The organism is Idiomarina sp. PL1-037 (assembly GCF_034422975.1).
Lineage (GTDB): Bacteria > Pseudomonadota > Gammaproteobacteria > Enterobacterales > Alteromonadaceae > Idiomarina.
Genome location: NZ_CP139873.1, coordinates 1124334 through 1142566, shown reverse-complemented (window position 1 = coordinate 1142566; position 18233 = coordinate 1124334). Strand labels below are relative to the sequence as shown.

General features: G+C 46.8%; 20 protein-coding genes. All 20 read left to right on the top strand.

Features of this window, described 5'->3' with window-relative positions; genetic code table 11:
* Positions 1-6: 6 nt before the first annotated feature.
* The 20 genes from U0358_RS05195 (at position 7) to U0358_RS05100 (ending at position 18228) form a co-directional block, all read left to right on the top strand.
* On the top strand, positions 7-996 hold the full coding sequence (locus U0358_RS05195) for a PhoH family protein (RefSeq protein WP_317496593.1): 990 nt from the start codon (positions 7-9) through the stop codon (positions 994-996).
* Positions 996-1487, top strand: a complete 492-nt coding sequence (ybeY, locus tag U0358_RS05190; RefSeq protein ID WP_317496592.1) for an rRNA maturation RNase YbeY — start codon at positions 996-998, stop codon at positions 1485-1487. Before U0358_RS05195 ends, ybeY begins: the two co-directional genes overlap by 1 nt.
* Positions 1484-2371, top strand: coding sequence for a CNNM family magnesium/cobalt transport protein CorC (gene corC, locus U0358_RS05185; RefSeq protein ID WP_317496591.1), 888 nt, complete (start codon positions 1484-1486; stop codon positions 2369-2371). Before ybeY ends, corC begins: the two co-directional genes overlap by 4 nt.
* A complete protein-coding gene (gene lnt / locus U0358_RS05180) occupies positions 2371-3882 on the top strand; it encodes an apolipoprotein N-acyltransferase (RefSeq protein WP_322407290.1) in 1512 nt (503 codons plus the stop codon). The genes corC and lnt overlap by 1 nt, the downstream gene beginning before the upstream one ends.
* 88 nt (positions 3883-3970) lie before the next feature.
* Positions 3971-4168: a hypothetical protein gene (locus U0358_RS05175; RefSeq protein ID WP_322407289.1), complete on the top strand. Its 198-nt coding sequence runs from the start codon at positions 3971-3973 to the stop codon at positions 4166-4168.
* Between the two features lie 36 nt (positions 4169-4204).
* Entirely contained in the window at positions 4205-6781 is a 2577-nt protein-coding gene (leuS, locus tag U0358_RS05170; protein WP_322407288.1) for a leucine--tRNA ligase, read from the top strand.
* Positions 6782-6784: 3 nt separating this feature from the next.
* Complete coding sequence (gene lptE / locus U0358_RS05165; RefSeq protein ID WP_322407287.1) at positions 6785-7270, top strand: LPS-assembly lipoprotein LptE; 486 nt, start codon at positions 6785-6787, stop codon at positions 7268-7270.
* Positions 7271-7282: 12 nt separating this feature from the next.
* Entirely contained in the window at positions 7283-8365 is a 1083-nt protein-coding gene (holA, locus tag U0358_RS05160) for a DNA polymerase III subunit delta (protein WP_322407286.1), read from the top strand.
* A complete protein-coding gene (gene nadD / locus U0358_RS05155) occupies positions 8362-8991 on the top strand; it encodes a nicotinate-nucleotide adenylyltransferase (protein WP_322407285.1) in 630 nt (209 codons plus the stop codon). The genes holA and nadD overlap by 4 nt, the downstream gene beginning before the upstream one ends.
* A gap of 63 nt (positions 8992-9054) precedes the next feature.
* Positions 9055-9372, top strand: a complete 318-nt coding sequence (gene rsfS, locus U0358_RS05150; RefSeq protein WP_317496585.1) for a ribosome silencing factor — start codon at positions 9055-9057, stop codon at positions 9370-9372.
* Positions 9373-9375: 3 nt separating this feature from the next.
* Complete coding sequence (rlmH, locus tag U0358_RS05145; protein WP_317496584.1) at positions 9376-9846, top strand: 23S rRNA (pseudouridine(1915)-N(3))-methyltransferase RlmH; 471 nt, start codon at positions 9376-9378, stop codon at positions 9844-9846.
* 8 nt (positions 9847-9854) lie between these two features.
* Positions 9855-11750, top strand: coding sequence for a penicillin-binding protein 2 (gene mrdA / locus U0358_RS05140; RefSeq protein ID WP_322407284.1), 1896 nt, complete (start codon positions 9855-9857; stop codon positions 11748-11750).
* Positions 11737-12855: a rod shape-determining protein RodA gene (gene rodA, locus U0358_RS05135; protein ID WP_317496582.1), complete on the top strand. Its 1119-nt coding sequence runs from the start codon at positions 11737-11739 to the stop codon at positions 12853-12855. Before mrdA ends, rodA begins: the two co-directional genes overlap by 14 nt.
* 17 nt (positions 12856-12872) lie before the next feature.
* Positions 12873-13844, top strand: a complete 972-nt coding sequence (mltB, locus tag U0358_RS05130; protein ID WP_322407283.1) for a lytic murein transglycosylase B — start codon at positions 12873-12875, stop codon at positions 13842-13844.
* Positions 13831-14658, top strand: a complete 828-nt coding sequence (locus U0358_RS05125; protein ID WP_322407282.1) for a septal ring lytic transglycosylase RlpA family protein — start codon at positions 13831-13833, stop codon at positions 14656-14658. Before mltB ends, U0358_RS05125 begins: the two co-directional genes overlap by 14 nt.
* A gap of 62 nt (positions 14659-14720) precedes the next feature.
* Complete coding sequence (locus tag U0358_RS05120; RefSeq protein ID WP_317496579.1) at positions 14721-15878, top strand: serine hydrolase; 1158 nt, start codon at positions 14721-14723, stop codon at positions 15876-15878.
* A 12-nt stretch (positions 15879-15890) separates the two neighbouring features.
* Entirely contained in the window at positions 15891-16157 is a 267-nt protein-coding gene (gene ybeD / locus U0358_RS05115; RefSeq protein ID WP_322407281.1) for a DUF493 family protein YbeD, read from the top strand.
* A gap of 44 nt (positions 16158-16201) precedes the next feature.
* Positions 16202-16867 carry a lipoyl(octanoyl) transferase LipB gene (lipB, locus tag U0358_RS05110; RefSeq protein WP_317496577.1) on the top strand — a complete coding sequence of 222 codons (666 nt, stop codon included), beginning with the start codon at positions 16202-16204 and terminating at the stop codon, positions 16865-16867.
* Positions 16851-17819, top strand: coding sequence for a lipoyl synthase (gene lipA / locus U0358_RS05105; protein ID WP_317496576.1), 969 nt, complete (start codon positions 16851-16853; stop codon positions 17817-17819). Before lipB ends, lipA begins: the two co-directional genes overlap by 17 nt.
* A gap of 16 nt (positions 17820-17835) precedes the next feature.
* A complete protein-coding gene (locus U0358_RS05100) occupies positions 17836-18228 on the top strand; it encodes an MAPEG family protein (protein ID WP_317496575.1) in 393 nt (130 codons plus the stop codon).
* Positions 18229-18233: the final 5 nt, after the last annotated feature.

The window sequence follows — 18233 nt, the reverse complement described above, 5'->3', positions numbered from 1 at the left end:
AAACGATTGAGTCCACAAACACAGACACTTGATTTTGAATTAGAGCCGGCGGATTCACGTCGGCTTTCCAATCTCTGCGGCCCTTTAGACGAAAACCTGAAGCATGTAGAGCGGCGCCTGGGCGTAGAAATAACACACCGCGGTCATCAGTTTCAATTAATAGGCCACGCAGCCAGCGTTGCAGCCGTGCACAAATTGTTACTCGACCTCTACGTTGAAACAGCAACCGTAAAAGGCAAAGAAGGCCAGATTGAACCCGAACAAGTGCACCTGGCCATTCAGCAGGCAAAGGTTCTTGAGCAAAGCGACGATCAAGGCGACCCTGCCGCTGAAAAGATGACTCACATTAAAACCAAGCGAGGTTTAATTAAGCCTCGCAATCATAATCAGGCTGGTTATGTTCGCGCCATTCTGGCTCATGATGTGAATTTTGGTATTGGACCTGCCGGTACCGGCAAAACCTATCTCGCGGTAGCTTGTGCAGTAGATGCTTTGGAACGTCAGGAAGTACGCCGTATCCTCTTAACTCGTCCGGCCGTAGAAGCAGGTGAAAAACTCGGTTTCTTACCGGGAGACTTAGCTCAGAAAGTAGACCCCTACTTGCGCCCTCTCTATGACGCTTTATTTGAAATGCTCGGCTTTGAAAAAGTTGAAAAGCTGATTGAGCGTAACGTCATTGAGGTGGCTCCGCTGGCTTACATGCGCGGGCGTACGCTGAATGACGCCTTCATTATTTTAGATGAAAGCCAGAATACCACTTGTGAACAAATGAAGATGTTTCTGACCCGCATTGGCTTTAATTCACGAGCCGTTATTACCGGCGACATCACTCAGGTGGATTTACCCCGTGGCCAACGCTCAGGATTGAGGCACGCTATTGAGGTGCTGAATAAAGTCTCGGACATCAGCTTTACCTTCTTTCAGGCCGGTGATGTCGTACGCCACCCCGTAGTGCAGCGTATCGTTCAAGCCTACGAGGAATTCGATAAAAGCTAATGACTGATTTAACACTGGATTATCAGCTGGCTGACGGTATTACCAAGGCTCCTGAGGAACACGCTGTGCACAGGTGGGTTGCAACTACCTTGGATTACCTGCAAAAAAACGATAAAGCGGTTGAGCTAACGGTGCGCATTGCTGCATTAGAAGAAGCTCAGCAGCTTAATAATGAGTTCCGCAATAAAGATTACGCCACCAATGTTTTGTCTTTCCCCTTCAATAGCCCGGTAGAATTACCCGTCACTTTGTTAGGTGATTTGGTTATCTGTCAGAGCGTCGTTGAACGTGAAGCCGAAGAGCAACAAAAGTCAGCCATCGACCACTGGACGCATATGGTGATACACGGTACTCTCCACCTATTAGGTTACGATCATATTGAAGACGACGAAGCCGAAGAAATGGAACGAATTGAACGTAACATCTTAGCGAGTCTGGAAATATCAGACCCGTATCAAACTGCAGACAATATGGAGCTTAACACTCAATGAGCGACGACAACCCCCACTCAGCCAACGGCTCATCGGGAAAATCCTGGGCAGCGAGACTGCTGCAAGTATTCGCTGGTGAGCCGAAAAGCAGAGAAGAACTCGTCGATTTGATTCAGGACGCCGAAGACCGCGACCTGATAGACAACGATACCAGAGAGATGATTGAAGGCGTGCTCGATGTCGCTGAGCTTAAAGTCCGCGACATTATGATTCCACGCTCACAAATGGTCACCATTGATATCCATCAGGGTGTAGACGAATTCCTGCCTATCGTTATCGATTCTCAACACAGTCGTTACCCGGTTGTTACTGACAATAAAGATCACGTTGAGGGCATTCTGTTAGCAAAAGATTTGCTCAGCTACGGCTTTAACATGACCGATGAAGCCTTTTCGCTGGACAAAGTCATGCGCCCGGCTGTTATCGTTCCTGAGAGTAAACGCGTTGATGTGTTACTAAAAGAATTCCGTTCCAACCGTTATCATATGGCTATTGTTGTCGATGAATACGGCGGCGTATCTGGTCTGGTCACTATTGAAGACATTCTGGAAGAAATCGTTGGCGAAATTGAAGACGAAACCGATGCTCATGGTAACGATGAAAAGACCAATATCCGTCGTCTTAGCCCAAGCCGTTATTCTATAAAAGCGTTAACCACTATTGAAGATTTTAACCAATACTTTGACACCAATTTCAGTGATGAAGAGCACGATACTGTCGGTGGCCTTGTTGCGCACGGCTTTGGCCATTTACCGCAGGCAGGTGAAGAAGTAACGCTTGGCAACATGACCTTCCGGGTCACTAATGCAGATAAAAGACGTATTCAGCAGCTGCAAGTCAGTCTCGACTCTGATGTAAGCACCTCGCCGGAATCTGCACAGTAATGATGAAGCATTCAGGAAGCGTTACGCGCTCTTTGCTATTAGTGATTTGCGGCGCTCTCCTGACGCTGTCTTATTCACCTTTTCACTGGCACTGGCTGCCCTTTATCATACTTCCCATAGTGGTAAGACTGATATGGCCCCTCGCTCCCAAACGGGCATTCAAGGCGGGCTTTGTCTTTGGCATGGGTTGGTTCGGTGCTGGTTTAAGCTGGATTTACGTTAGCATCGATCAATATGGTGGTGTTCCGGTTCCGGTTACGCTGCTTCTATTAGTACTGCTTTTTGCTTATTTAGCACTGTTTCCAGCAATTGCATTTTGGTGCTGGCAGAAGCTCTCTCATCGTAAATTTGCCTGGCGCTTCAGCTTGCCTTTCTTTTGGCTTATTGCAGAACTACTCAGAGGCTGGCTATTCACTGGCTTCCCCTGGCTAAGTATCGGTTACAGTCAAACCGATGGCATTTTCGGCGGACTGGCGCCGGTTATTGGTGAAACAGGTATTACCGTGGCTCTTTGGTTTACTGCCATTACTTTGGTTCTGGCGCTAAGATTCAAAAAGCCGGCGTCGCTTTTAATTCCACTTATTCTTCTCACTTGCGCTGTCGTATTTCCTAAAATACAACCCACAGAGAGAAAAGCAGAATCTATGTCGGTATTGCTGGTTCAGGGCAACATTCAGCAATCATTAAAATGGCAGGCTGAACAACAATGGTCGAATATTCTTCGCTATTTGGATTTAACCCGCCCCAAATTTAATCACGATCTGGTTATTTGGCCGGAATCCGCGATAACCGCGCTTGAGCCTTATGCCAGTGATGTCCTCAATACGGTAAAACAGTCCGCGAGCATGAACGGTTCAGCCTTAATTACCGGTATTATTGATTACGACAGATTAAACGACGATTTTTACAACTCGGTTATTGTGCTGGACGAAAAAAACTACAGTTACGGTAATGCTAACCGCTACCAAAAACACCAACTGCTGCCAATTGGCGAGTTTGTCCCCTTCGAAGACTTTTTACGCCCGTTGGCTCCGCTATTTAATCTACCTATGTCGTCATTTAGCCGAGGGGGGTATCAACAACCTAACCTCAAAGCCAACGGTAACAATCTGGCCATGGCTATATGCTATGAAATAGCCTTTGCAGGTCAGGTTCGCAGCAATACCTACGACGATACCGATTACTTGGTAACGATTAGCAATGACACCTGGTTTGGTGATTCACATGGCCCCTGGCAACACATGCAAATAGCACGAATGCGTGCAATGGAACTTGGTAAACCCTTGTTGCGGGCAACGAATAATGGTGTTACTGCGGCCGTTGATGAGCATGGTCAGTACATAGAACTGGCTCCGCAGTTTACGGCAACAGCATTATCAGCCGATGTTTATCCGGTTAGTGGTTCAACGTTGTTTAATAAAATAGGTAACTGGGGGGCTATAATTCTGGCTCTGTTTGGCCTGTTACCTGTAATCGCTACAAAACGTACTAAGAAACGCGCTCAGACATAGTCATCGGGCGCGAAAATCAGTACACTATAAAGGCTTAGCAGAACTATTCTGTTGCTGTTCTTTTCCATTTTTTCACAGGGATCTCATTATGGAAAATATATTTGACGCCATTCTTTTTGCTGTGCTTATTGCTGCAGGTGGCCTGGGACTGACTTCTTTGCTCATGCTGTTCGCCATTGATAAATCAGAGCCTGCCGAAGTCAAACAACGCGCTGTTTTTGAAAACGGTTTTTTTGGTGTGGCCGGCATCGTCGTTGTACTTCTTATGTGGTACGCAATTAGCTAAACCGATATTTAAATTCAAACGGAATCAGCAGGAATTATGCAAGAACAATACAACCCGAGCAAAATCGAATCTGCCATGCAAAAACGCTGGCAGGAACAAGACGTATTTACGGCAAAAGAACAGCCGGGCAAAGACAAGTTCTACTGCCTGTCCATGTTCCCCTACCCCAGCGGAAAACTGCATATGGGGCATGTTCGTAACTATACTTTAGGTGATGTCATTAGCCGTCATCAGCGTATGCTCGGAAAAAATGTTATGCAACCTATGGGCTGGGATGCCTTTGGGCTTCCTGCTGAAAATGCCGCTATTCAGAATAAAACGGCACCGGCGAAATGGACTTATCAAAATATCGATTATATGCGCGAGCAGTTAAAAAGCTTAGGTTTTGGCTACGACTGGAACCGTGAGCTGGCAACTTGCTCGCCGGATTATTATCGCTGGGAACAATGGTTCTTCACTAAGCTTTATGAAAAAGGCCTGGTGTATAAGAAGAATGCGACGGTTAACTGGGATCCGGTAGACCAGACAGTCCTGGCCAATGAGCAAGTTATTGACGGCCGGGGCTGGCGTTCAGGCGCTAAAGTCGAGCAGAAAGAAATTCCTCAGTGGTTTATTAAAATAACCGATTACGCTGAAGAGCTGTTAGACGATTTGGATCAGCTTGATGGTTGGCCAGAACAAGTCAAAGCGATGCAGCGTAACTGGATCGGCCGCTCAGAGGGTGTCGAAATTGACTTTAACGTCGCCTCTTCTGAGCAGACCTTACGCGTTTATACCACCCGTCCAGATACGCTTTACGGCGTTACCTACATGGGCGTTGCGGCACAGCACCCTTTAGCTACGGAAGCCGCTAAAACGAATCCTGAACTGGCTAAATTCATTGAAGAGTGCAAAAACAGCAAAGTTGCAGAAGCTGATATTGCCACCATGGAAAAGCTGGGTATGGACACCGGTATTAAAGCCGTTCACCCAATGACCGGGGAAGAAATTCCGGTGTGGGTCGCTAACTTTGTTTTAATGGATTACGGTTCCGGCGCTGTTATGGCCGTGCCTGCACATGACCAGCGCGACTGGGAGTTTGCAACGAAATACCAATTGGAAATTCGCCCGGTAATTGAGCCTCTTAGTGGTGATAGTGACATTGAAAAAGCAGCCATTACTGAGAAAGGCACCGTTATTAACTCGGGGCCATATAACGACATGAGCTCGGCACAAGCCTTTGACGCTATTGCAACCGAGCTAAAAGAGAAAGGCATTGGTGAACGTAAAGTAAACTACCGTTTGCGCGACTGGGGAGTATCTCGTCAGCGTTACTGGGGAACCCCAATTCCAATGCTGAATCTGGAAAATGGTGAGTCCGTGCCCGTACCGGAAGATCAGCTACCGGTTAAACTGCCTGAAGATGTGGTTATGGACGGTGTGAATTCACCGATAAAATCTGACCCCAAATGGCGTAAAACCGAATATAACGGCCAGCCGGCAGAGCACGAAACCGATACCTTCGACACCTTTATGGAGTCGTCGTGGTACTACGCTCGTTACTGCAGCGCACAAACCGATGATGCCATGCTGGATCCGGAAAAAGCCAACTATTGGCTGCCGGTTGATCAGTATATTGGTGGTATTGAGCACGCCATTTTGCATTTGTTATACGCCCGCTTCTTCCATAAATTATTGCGCGACACCGGCTTAGTGGAGTCTGACGAACCATTCAAACGTCTGCTGTGCCAGGGCATGGTACTGGCAGACAGCTATTACCGCGAAGATGAAAAAGGCGGTAAGCAATGGGTATCGCCTCTTGAGGTTGACATTGAGCGTGACGAAAAAGGCGCTATTGCCGGCGCTAAACATAAGCAAGACGGTCAACCGGTTAATATCGGCGGCATGAGCAAAATGTCAAAGTCTAAAAATAACGGTATTGACCCGCAAACCATGGTTGAACGCTATGGCGCCGATACCGTGCGCTTATTTATGATGTTTGCTGCACCACCGGAAATGACGCTGGAGTGGTCAGATTCCGGTGTTGAAGGCGCACAACGCTTTTTACGCCGTTTGTGGAAACTGACTTATGACTTAAATAACGCCGGTGGCGCTTGTTCAGGTCAAAGCTTAAATGCAAACCAAAAGCAGCTACGTCGCGAGTTACATAAAACCATTGCCAAAGTCAGCGATGACATGGGACGCCGCCAGCATTTTAATACAGCAATAGCAGCCATTATGGAGCTGCTTAACCACTTACAAAAAGCGCCACTGGAAAGCGATGCCGACCGTCAGGTACTAGCTGAGTCTATTGATGCTATGGTGCGTATGCTTGCGCCTATCACGCCGCATATCTGTGAGCAGTTATGGCAGGAACTAGGACATCAGGAACCACTGTCTTTCGCCGACTGGCCAACGGTTGATGAAAGCGCGTTAGTTGAAGACGAAAAACTGATTGTGGTGCAAATTAATGGCAAAGTTCGGGCTAAATTAACCGTACCAGCCGATGCTTCCGCAGAACAAGTTGAGCAAATTGCTTTTGATGAAGAGGCCGTACAAAAGCATACTGAAGGCAAAGAAGTTCGTAAGAAAATCTACGTGCCCGGGAAAATTCTCAATATTGTTGTTGGATAACCTATGCGCGTTACCATAAACCTTGTACTCACCCTTCTGCTGATAGCCACTCTTAACGGGTGTGGCTTTCAGCTGCGCGGAAATTACCAACTGCCAGAAACACTGCAGTCGGTTTCTCTGCAAAGTCAGGTTTCAAAAGAATTAAGTGAGCATATGGAACAGCGCTTTATTCATTCGGGCATTCAGGTCTCTACAGCGGAGCAGCCTGTTGTCGTTCGGCTTCTTTCAGATAAGTTAGAACGAAGAACACTGTCGTTGTTTGAAAGTGGTCAGGTTGCGGAATACGAGCTTCTGTATCAAGTCAATTATCAGTTGTTCAACAACGAAAAGCTGTTACTTGAGCGAACGGTTGAGGTGGCGCGCGACTATCAGGACGACCCTAACTTTGCATTGGCTAAAACCCGCGAAAGGGAAATGCTGGTCGATGAAATGAGAGCCGAAGCGTCACGCCTTATTTTGCAACAAATCATCTCCGAAATGTCGGAATAGAACTCTTAGCCAATGCAAACTATCTACCCTGAAAAGCTCGAACATTACCTGCAACAGAATGGGGTCCCCCCTGTCCTGCTAGTGTTTGGTGATGACCTTTTACTCAGGAACGACGCGCTGGCTAGTATTCGGAAAAGCATAGCCAGCGATGATCTCGAGCGGGTGCATTGGTTACAAAGTAAAGACTTTGACTGGCAGCAACTGTCTTCCGGAGAACAGTCAATGAGTCTGTTTGGCAATATGCGTCTGGTGGAACTTGAATTACCCGAAAACAAACCCGGTCGGGACGGTTCTACCGCATTAACCGAATACGCAAAGAACCAGGCCGACAATGAAGTTCTGGTTGTGATTGGCGACCGGCTTAAAAAAGAGACGCAGAACAGTCGTTGGTTTAAAGCACTGGCAGAGCGCGGCCCGCTGGTTCGCACCCAAAGCCCGGATAAGTCACAGTTGCCGGCCTTTATTCACCAGCGTGCTCAACGCTATCAACTCACTCTCGCCGCGGGTGTTCCGGAAAAGTTATCGGACTGGTTTGAAGGAAACTTGCTTGCTCTGGATCAGGAGCTGAGTAAATGGCAATTGTTGAGCAACGATGGCGTCATTACGGAAGACTTTCTGAAAACATCAATTGATGATGTCAGTCGCTTTAGCGTGTTTGCGTTGCAGGAAAGTATCCAGCAACAAGACTTTGAAGGCGCATTGCATCGGCTGGAGCGATTGCTGGACGAAGAAAATGATTTTCACAGGCTCATCTGGATTTTGCAGCGCGAAGTACAACTGCTAACAGCGTTGCAAAAAGCTAAGCAGACACAAGCCGATACAAACGCACTTTTCCGTCAATTTATGATTTGGCCTAATCAACAACCGGGGTATCACCAGCGCGCAAATAAATTGAGCCAGCAAACTCTATTGAGTGCACAGCAGTTGATTGAGAGAATAGAAGCGGCGCTTAAGCTTGATAGCGGCGAATCCCCTCTTACACTCACGACTCATCTACTCAGTTTACTTTGCTGTAATAATGCCGACGCCATTAATGACGGGCTTTCGGTGTTTAATCACGGCATTGAGCCAAACGAAAAATTGATTCAGCTATGATACGCGCAATTTTTGGCGGCACTTTTGACCCTATTCATAACGGGCACCTGCAAACGGCAGCCGCTCTGGTAAAAGAGCTCGACATTTCTACTTTAGCACTGATGCCAAGCGCGGTACCGCCGCATCGTCCGCAACCAGATGCCAGCCCGGCGCAGCGGCTGGACATGGTTAAGCTTGCATCTCAACAACACACGGCCTTCACCGTCGAGGACTGGGAGTTAAGACAGAATAGACCTTCCTTTACGGCGAATACATTAAGTGAGTTTAAAACCCAGTTTCCTGATGACACCCTACTTTTTGTGATGGGGATGGACTCATTAATGAGTCTTCACCGCTGGCATCAGTGGCGCCAGCTTATTAAACACGCTCACCTGATTGTTATGCCAAGAGCAGGAGTACCTTTTAACCCTCAGGATGACGAGTTGAAAGCGTTTATTTCAGCGCATATGACCCGCGATAAAAACACCTTGAACGAACAACGCCAGGGCCTGCTTTATATTGCAGAAACACCAATGGTCGATGTTTCCGCCACTGAACTCCGGAAACAACTTCAGCAACGTGAAAAAAATCTGCCACTGCCTTCCAATGTTTATGACTATATAAGACAACATCAGCTGTATTTGTAACTGAACACTTCTCCTAATTTCTGTTAAACTTCGGGTTTTAATCCTTAAATCGGAGAAAATCTTTTGCAGGCAGAAGAATTGCGTGAATTTGTCATTGATAAAATCGATGATCTTAAAGGTCGTGACGTTCAAATTTTAGATGTTCATGATAAAACCGACGTTGTTGACTACATGATCATTTGCTCTGGCAGCTCGAAAACGCATGTAAGAAGCATTGCTGAACATGTGGCGACAGAAGCAAAGCATGCTGGCATACCACCTATTGGCGTAGAAGGTGGAGAACAGTCGGAGTGGGTTTTAGTTGACCTTGGTGATGTTGTTATACATGTTATGCAGGACAGCATCCGCGACTTCTATCAATTAGAAAAACTCTGGGGCTAGTCAGTGCAAATTCAATTACTCGCCGTTGGCACAAAAATGCCCACGTGGGTTACTGAAGGCTTCAACGAATATAAAAAACGGTTCCCGGCGGATTGTAAGTTGGTGCTGCATGAAATAGCCGCCCAAAAGCGAACGCGTAAAGCAGATTTAAACCGCGTTATGCAACAAGAAGGTAAGTCGCTGCTGCAAGCAATACCCAAAGGGAACCGAATTGTCACTTTAGAGGTCACAGGCCAGGACTGGGATACACCTAAGCTTGCTCAGCAACTAGAGAAATGGCAAATGGACGGCAGAGATGTCACTCTATTAATCGGCGGGCCTGAGGGTCTTTCCGATGAGTGCCTGGCAGCAGCGGAGCAACGCTGGTCTTTGTCTAAATTAACATTACCCCATCCGGTGGTGAGGTTAATCGTCGCAGAAAGCCTTTACCGGGCATGGAGCCTGAATAACAATCATCCGTACCATAGAGAATAAGAATAATAATGCGTCACCGCACCCACATACGTGATCATGATTCCGAAGCGGCCGTTTTTGGGCGACGCGTGCTTGTTGCTATGGTGATTGTTGTTGCTGCCTTTATTGCTCTGGCGTCAAACATGTATCACCTGCAAGTGAGTGAACATAACGAGCTTCAGACGCGCTCTAACGATAACCGAATAAAATTACTTCCTCTGGCGCCGAATCGGGGCTTAATCTATGACCGCAACGGTGTTTTATTAGCAGAAAACACACCAATTTACAGTCTGGATGTAACTCCGGAAGAAATCGATAACCTTGAGCAGACCCTAAGTCAACTTCAACAGTTACTCAACTTTCCTGACAGCACTATTGAGCGCTTCTACCGCAATCTAAAAAATCAGCGGCGTTTTAATAATGTGCCCTTACTCGACGAGTTGAATGAAAAGCAGCTGGCAGTTTTTGCTGCGCACCAACATAAATACCCAGGCATAAGCATCGAAGCTCGTCTGATACGAAACTACCCTCACAAAGAATTATTAACACACGCAGTTGGCTATGTTGCCAAGATCAACCCAAGAGATGTCGAGAGCCTGCGCGAAAATGGAGAATTACCTAATTACGCCGCTAGCCGGACGATAGGGAAACTCGGTATAGAGAGGTACTACGAAAAAGATCTTCATGGCGAAGTCGGCTATCAGAGCGTAGAGGTAAATAACCGGGGACGTGCAGTTAGGACACTGAGTATTGAAGCCCCTAAACCGGGTCAGGACATCGTCCTGGAACTGGATCTTGAATTACAGCGAAAAGCTTCGGAGTTACTGGGTGAGCAACGCGGCTCTATTATATTAATGGACGCCACCACCGGTGGAATACTGGCTATGGTCAGTACACCCAGCTACGATCCAAATTGGTTCGTTAATGGCATTTCGGTTAAGCAGTATCAATCGTTGTTGAATTCAACTCAGAGCCCGTTACTTAATCGCGTAACTCAGGGGGCGTATCCTCCGGCATCAACCATCAAGCCTCAAATCGGTTTGCTTGGATTAGAGGATGGCACTATTGAAGAAGACACTCGCATATGGGATCCCGGCTGGTTTGAAATAAAAGGCGTTGACCGACGCTACCGCGACTGGCTGGCCTGGGGACACGGCTGGGTCGATGTAGACAGAGCTATTACCGAAAGCTGTGATACATTTTATTACGATTTAGCCCTTAAGCTCGGCGTTGATAAGATATCCAGTTTTATGACCCAGTTTGGTTTTGGTGAAAGAACAGGCATCGATATTCACGAAGAAGTCTCTGCATTAATGCCCTCTCGTGGTTGGAAAAGAGCTCGTTTTGGTCAGCCCTGGTATGCGGGCGAAACGCTCTCTGTTGGTATTGGCCAAAGTTATTGGACAGCAACCCCGATGCAACTGGCGGTTGCCACTGCCATGGTTGCAAACAAAGGTGAGCACCTTATTCCCAGACTGCTCCGCGGAAAAATACAAGATGGTGTATTTGAGGAAGCTTTAATCGCCCACCGGGAAAAGTTGACCTTATCCGATAGCAGCAACTGGGAAGTTATCACTAAAGGGATGCGTAACGTCAACATGTCACCCAAAGGTACTGCGCATAGAGCGTTTAAAGACGCGCCCTACTCCTCGGCAGGTAAAACCGGAACAGCTCAGGTCAGAAGCCTGGGACAGGAAGAGGAATACAATGCAGAAGATATTGCCGAGCGCTACCGCGATAATGCAATGTATGTGGGTTATGCTCCGGCAGACGACCCTGAAGTTGTTGTCGTAGTGGCAATAGAAAACTCGCTTGGGGGCGGTGGAAGTGTTGCGGCACCGGTGGCAAGAGAAATATTAGACGTCTGGCACGCCCGATTTAACAATGGCAACAAACAGCAGGAAAAAACAAATGCTGACAACTGAAGAACGCCAAAGAAGCCCGCTACTGAAAAAGCTGCACATAGACGGGCCGCTACTGATTCCTCTGATTGTGCTCTCAGTTCTTAGTTTGTTTGTTATTTACAGCGCCGCAGGCCAGGACCTGGAAGTCGTAGAAAGACAGTCGATACGTATAGGTCTGTCTTTTGTTGTGCTTTTTGTGGTTGCACAAATTCCTCCACGTGCCCTTTCACGCTTTGCGGTGCCAGCTTTCGGTGGTGGGGTTCTGCTGCTAGTGGCCGTACTTGTTTTTGGTGAAATGGGAAAAGGCGCTCAACGTTGGTTGGATATCGGTCCTTTAACCATACAGCCGTCAGAAATAATGAAACTTGCCATGCCCCTTATGCTCGCCTGGTATATGAATCAACAGCCTATTCCTCCCTCCATTTATAGGCTGTTTGGCGCTTTAGTGCTGGTGATTATTCCAACCTTACTCATTGCCCGTCAACCCGATTTAGGAACTTCACTACTGGTTGCCTGCGCTGGACTTTTCGTTATATTTTTGGCTGGATTAAGCTGGAAGTTGGTTACCGCCGCAGCTATTGCTGCCGCAGCCTTTACCCCGGTACTCTGGTTTTATCTTATGCACGACTACCAACGTCAACGGGTGCTCACTTTTTTAAACCCTGAGCGTGATCCACTCGGTTCAGGTTACCACATTATTCAGTCAAAAATTGCCATCGGTTCAGGCGGCATTGATGGCAAGGGCTGGCTTCAGGGAACGCAGTCTCAACTCGAATTTTTACCTGAACGTCATACCGACTTTATTTTTTCTGTTTTTAGTGAAGAATTTGGCCTCACCGGAGTTATCCTTTTGCTTGCATTGTATGGCTTCATCATTTTACGAGGCCTAATTATTGCTCTGCAAACTCAGGATATCTTTTGTAAGTTATTAGCCGGTTCACTGACACTGACCTTCTTTGTTTATGTATTTGTAAATATTGGTATGGTTTCAGGACTATTACCGGTGGTTGGGGTACCATTACCTTTAATCAGTTATGGTGGCACGTCGATGGTGACACTTATGGCCGGCTTCGGCATGCTCATGTCCATTGCGACCCACCATCGCTTAGTTATGAAAAATGGCTAAAAAAACAGGAAAACTTTATGCGCACCTTATTAGGGTTAGCGTTGCTAACCGCAACAACCAGCTTGTCGGCATATGCTCAGGAGCAAACGCCTGAGGTTGAAGAGTTTATTCAACAGCAGGTAAAAGAGCATCAACTCGATGAAGCTCTGGTACGTCAATGGCTGTCAGAAGCAGAAAAAAATGCCGATGTACTGGAAGCTATTCAGCGCCCATGGGAGGCCAAACCCTGGTACCAATACCACCCTATTTTCTTGACTGATAAACGCTTAGACGCGGGGGTTAAATTCTGGAAAAAACACACAGAAACGCTGGAGCGTGCGGAAGCTGAATACGGCGTACCTGCTCCAATCATAGTTGCAATAATTGGTGTCGAAACCTTTTACGGCAATTACATGGGTAAATATTCCGTTCTGGATTCACTTTACACTTTAGGTTTCCATTATCCTCCCCGTTCAAATTTTTTCCGTTCCGAACTTAGTGAATTCTTTCAGTTAGCAACTGAAGAAGGTTGGGACGTAGCCGAAGCAAAAGGTTCCTACGCCGGCGCTATGGGTTTCGGTCAGTTTATTTCCTCTAGCTATCGGCATTACGCAGTGGACTTTGATAACGACGGACAGAGAGACATCCTGACGAATCCGGTCGATGCTATTGGTAGTGTGGCTAATTATTTTGCAGAGCATAGGTGGCAACAAGGTCAACCTGTGGCTCAACCTCTGACCGACAAACAGGATTGGAAGGCATTAGTTAGCGACGGTATGAAACCCAATACCACGCGTTCCGAAGTTAAGCGTAAAGGCTATGAGCTTACGCAGCATCAGGCGGTTAATGATGACACCGAAGTTAGGGTATTTGAGTTTGAAACAAAAGACGCTTATGAATACTGGCTGGGATACGACAACTTCTATGTCATTACCAGGTATAATCATAGCCCACTGTACGCGATGGCTGTTTACCAGTTTAGCGAGCAACTGAAAAATGAAATGCAGTAATTTATCAACCATAATGCTGAGCGTATTTTTGCTCAGCAGTTGTTCCAGCGGTCCTTCCGGTCGCTATTCTCAACATAAAGACAGTGCACCGACTCGATTACCTAACGAGTCAGAGTTACGCAGCGCCGTTCCTGTTCATGAGCCTATTAGCCCTCAAGGCAACCGGGACTACCGGGTTTTAGGTAATGATTATGAGGTAATGGACAGTGCTATTGGTTATGTCGAGGAAGGTTATGCTTCCTGGTATGGCAATAAATTTCACGGTCATCTGACGTCCAATGGCGAGTACTATGACATGTACAGTATGTCAGCAGCTCATACCCGGTTACCTCTGCCTACTTATGTAAAAGTCACTAACTTAAACAACGACCGTACCGTCACGGTTAGGGTAAATGATCGCGGACCATTCCATCCTGAACGTATTATCGACTTGTCATTTGCGGCAGCTTATAAGTTGGGTATGCTGGATAGTGGTACAGCCCCAGTTCGGGTTGAAGCCATTAATTTAAATACTCCAATGCGAGTCGAAGAGCAATCTGCCCCGAGAAGCCAATCGAATTATCATATTCAATTAGCCGCTTCGTCAAATATCGACCGTTTATCGCAGTTAAAACACAACTTACCGCCCAAGTTCCGGGAAATTGCAACTACTGAACAAACTCATGGTCTACATAAACTCATGCTGGGGCCGGTTTCTGAAGATGCAAGTCACAATTTACTCGAGCAGATACGATCTTCCGGATACCCTGAAGCTTTTCGAGTAAAGGCAGCGCAAAGTCAGGCGGATACTCCTGACGCTGTGCAACAGAACTGATATAATCCAGCTTCCTTAAGCACATGATTCACTTTTTGACCGATAAGATAAAGATAATTCCAATGAAAAAAATTTGTCACCTCTTTACCGTTGTAACCCTATTGTTCAGCTCAGCAAGTTTTGCGGCCCAGTCATTGGTTCCCAATGCGCCGTCAGTAAATGCCAAGGCTTATATCCTTATCGATCACACCACCGGCAAGGTTTTAGCAGAGAGTAATTCGAGCGAAAGTTTGCCTCCTGCCAGCCTGACCAAGATGATGACCAGCTACATTATTGGTAAAGAGATGTTGTCCGGCCGTATTAGCGAGAACGATCTCGTTACCATCAGCGAAAATGCCTGGGCCAAAAATTTCCCTGAATCATCCAAAATGTTTATCGAAGTTGGCAAAGAAGTCAGTGTTAAAGACTTAAACCGCGGCATTATTATCTCTTCTGGTAACGACGCCTGTGTTGCTATGGCTGAGCATATCGCCGGAAGTGAAGACGCTTTTGCCGACTTAATGAATAACTATGCCGAACAAATTGGTATGAAAGACAGCCATTTTGCTAACAGTCATGGTCTACCCGATTCTGAGCAATACGTCTCCGCTCGTGATATGGCGACGTTAGCAAGTGCTTTAATAAATGAGACTCCCGAAGAATATAAACTCTACGCAGAAAAGTCTTTTACCTACAATAATATCAAGCAGTACAATCGTAACTCGCTGTTATGGGATCGTAGCTTGAATGTTGATGGTATAAAGACCGGCCATACTAATGAAGCAGGTTATAGTCTGGTTTCTTCTGCAGTTGAAGACGGAACACGTTTAATTGCAGTAGTAATGGGCACCGGTAGCGAGCAGGCTCGCAAAGTTGAAAGTAAAAAACTACTTAACTACGGATTCCGTTATTTCGAAACCGTCAAAGCATATTCTGCCGGCGAAAGTTTTATTTCCCAACGTATTTGGGGTGGTGACTTAGATGAAGTCGAGCTGGGCATCAGTGAAGATGTCGTTATCACTTTACCTAAGGGCCAACGGGATAAGTTAAAGGCTAATTTTGAGCTTGATGAGCAACTACAGGCACCGCTTTCGAAAGGCCAGCACGTAGGCACCGTTTACCTTCAGCTAAACGGTGAAGATGTAGCTTCATTTCCGCTGGTAACCTTACAAGCTGTCGAAGAAGGTGGATTCTTCAAGAAAATGATGGACTATATAAAACAGCAATTTACTGAAGAATAAAGGTTTAGATAGATGCAAAAAACTCGTTTTGACGAACTGGTCGATTTTCCCTGTCACTTTACTTTTAAAGTGATGGGGGTTGCTAGTGAGAGCCTTCCTGATCAGGTTGTAGAAGTTTTACAAGAGCATGCTCCGGGCGACTACAGTCCTTCCGTAAGGCCCAGCAGCAAAGGTAACTACCATTCAATTTCTGTTGCTGTGCGTGTCGAAAGCCAGCAGCATATCGAAATATTGTATCGTTCACTCTCAGATATCGAGGACGTTCGCTACGTTCTGTAGCGGCAGGACTAGCCGTTGTTGCTGACAAACGTTATAATGATGGCATGAACGATACACTCATTATCCGTGAATTGGGCAGGCAGCCATACGAACCCGTATGGCATGCTATGCAGAAATTCACTGACCAACGCGACGAACACACTGCCGACGAGCTGTGGGTAGTCGAGCACGACCCTGTGTTCACTCAAGGACAAGCCGGCAAAGCTGAGCATATCCTTGCTCCGGGAAATATTCCGGTTATCCAGGTCGACCGAGGCGGACAGGTTACCTATCACGGGCCGGGTCAACTCGTTATCTATTTTCTCCTTAATATCCGTCGTCTTAATTATGGTGTCCGTCAACTCGTTAACCACATTGAAAACACCGTCATTGACACCCTTTCCGACTACGAAATTGATGCCAAAGCGCGTCGAGACGCCCCTGGGGTTTATGTCGATGCAGATAAAATCTGCTCTCTGGGACTGCGTATTCGTAAAGGCTGCTCTTTCCACGGATTGGCATTGAACGTTAATATGGACATGGAACCTTTTTCCCGAATAAACCCTTGTGGCCTTTCGGGCATAAAAATGATTCAAACTAAGGATCTCAATGGTCCTGATAGCTTTAGTGAAGCGGCTGATGCAGTGATAAAACACTTTACCAGCTCTCTTTCCTACAGCAACATTCTTCAACAAACGGGACTCGCTCAAGATTATGTCAAAGCCAGTTAGAGTTGAACCTGGTGTCAAAATGCGTGACGCCGATAAAATGGCACTGATACCAGTACAAATTATTCCTACCGAACGCGACCAAATGTTGCGCAAGCCGTCGTGGCTGAAGGTTAAGTTGCCTTCTTCAACTGAGCGTATTGATGAAATTAAGCAAGCAATGCGCAGCCATGGTCTGCACTCTGTTTGTGAAGAAGCATCCTGTCCAAATTTACCGGAATGTTTTAATCACGGTACAGCCAGCTTTATGATTCTGGGCGACATTTGCACACGTCGTTGCCCATTCTGTGACGTTGCCCACGGTCGCCCTCTTCCTCCCGATCCGGGAGAAGCTGAAAAACTGGGCAAAACCATCCGCGACATGAAAGTGAAGTATGTCGTCATTACCTCGGTTGACCGTGATGATTTACGCGACGGCGGTGCTCAGCATTTTGCAGACTGTATTCGTGAAATTCGTAAGCACAGTGAGAACAACATTCAGGTAGAAGTGCTGGTACCGGATTTTCGTGGTCGTATGCAGGTTGCCCTGGATATTCTGAAAGGTGAAGCACCTGACGTCTTTAACCACAACCTTGAAACCGTGCCTCGCCTCTATAAAGCGGCCCGCCCCGGTGCAAATTACCAGTGGTCATTAGATTTGCTGCAAAAGTACAAGGAAGCACGTCCGGATATCCGTACCAAGTCGGGACTTATGGTCGGCCTTGGGGAAACCAAAGAAGAAATACTGGAAGTCATGAAAGATCTTCGTGCGCACGATGTCGACATGTTAACTATCGGACAGTATTTGCAGCCTAGCCGCCATCATATTCCGGTAGCGCGCTACGTGCATCCCGACGAATTTGAAGAGCTGCGTGTTGCTGGTGTAGAAATGGGCTTTAGCCACATTGCCAGTGGTCCACTTGTGCGTTCGTCTTACCATGCTGACTTACAAGCTGCGGGCGAAACCGTACGTTAATTAGGGAAGAATGACCATGAGCCTTTTACTGTGGTGTTTACTTATTGCCGGAGTTCTGCCAATTTTGGCTAAGGCGCCTGTGGTTTATTTTCAGAACCGGGAGAACGGTTATGACAATAAACACCCGAGAGCTCAACAGCAGCGGCTACTTGGGCGTGGAGCCCGAGCCGTTGCCGGTCACTATAATGCCTATGAAGCCTTCCCATTATTTGCTGCGGCCGTATTGGCGGCCTTAGCAACCTCCCAGGTTACCGAGCGCATTGAGTTTTTGAGTATTTCTTTTATTGTGCTTAGAGTGCTTTATCACATTGCTTATGTAAGTAACTATGACAAACTTCGGTCACTTATTTGGTTTCTGGCAACACTTTGCCCAGTGTTAATTCTGGCGCAAGTCGCTATTAGCGTCTAAATCAA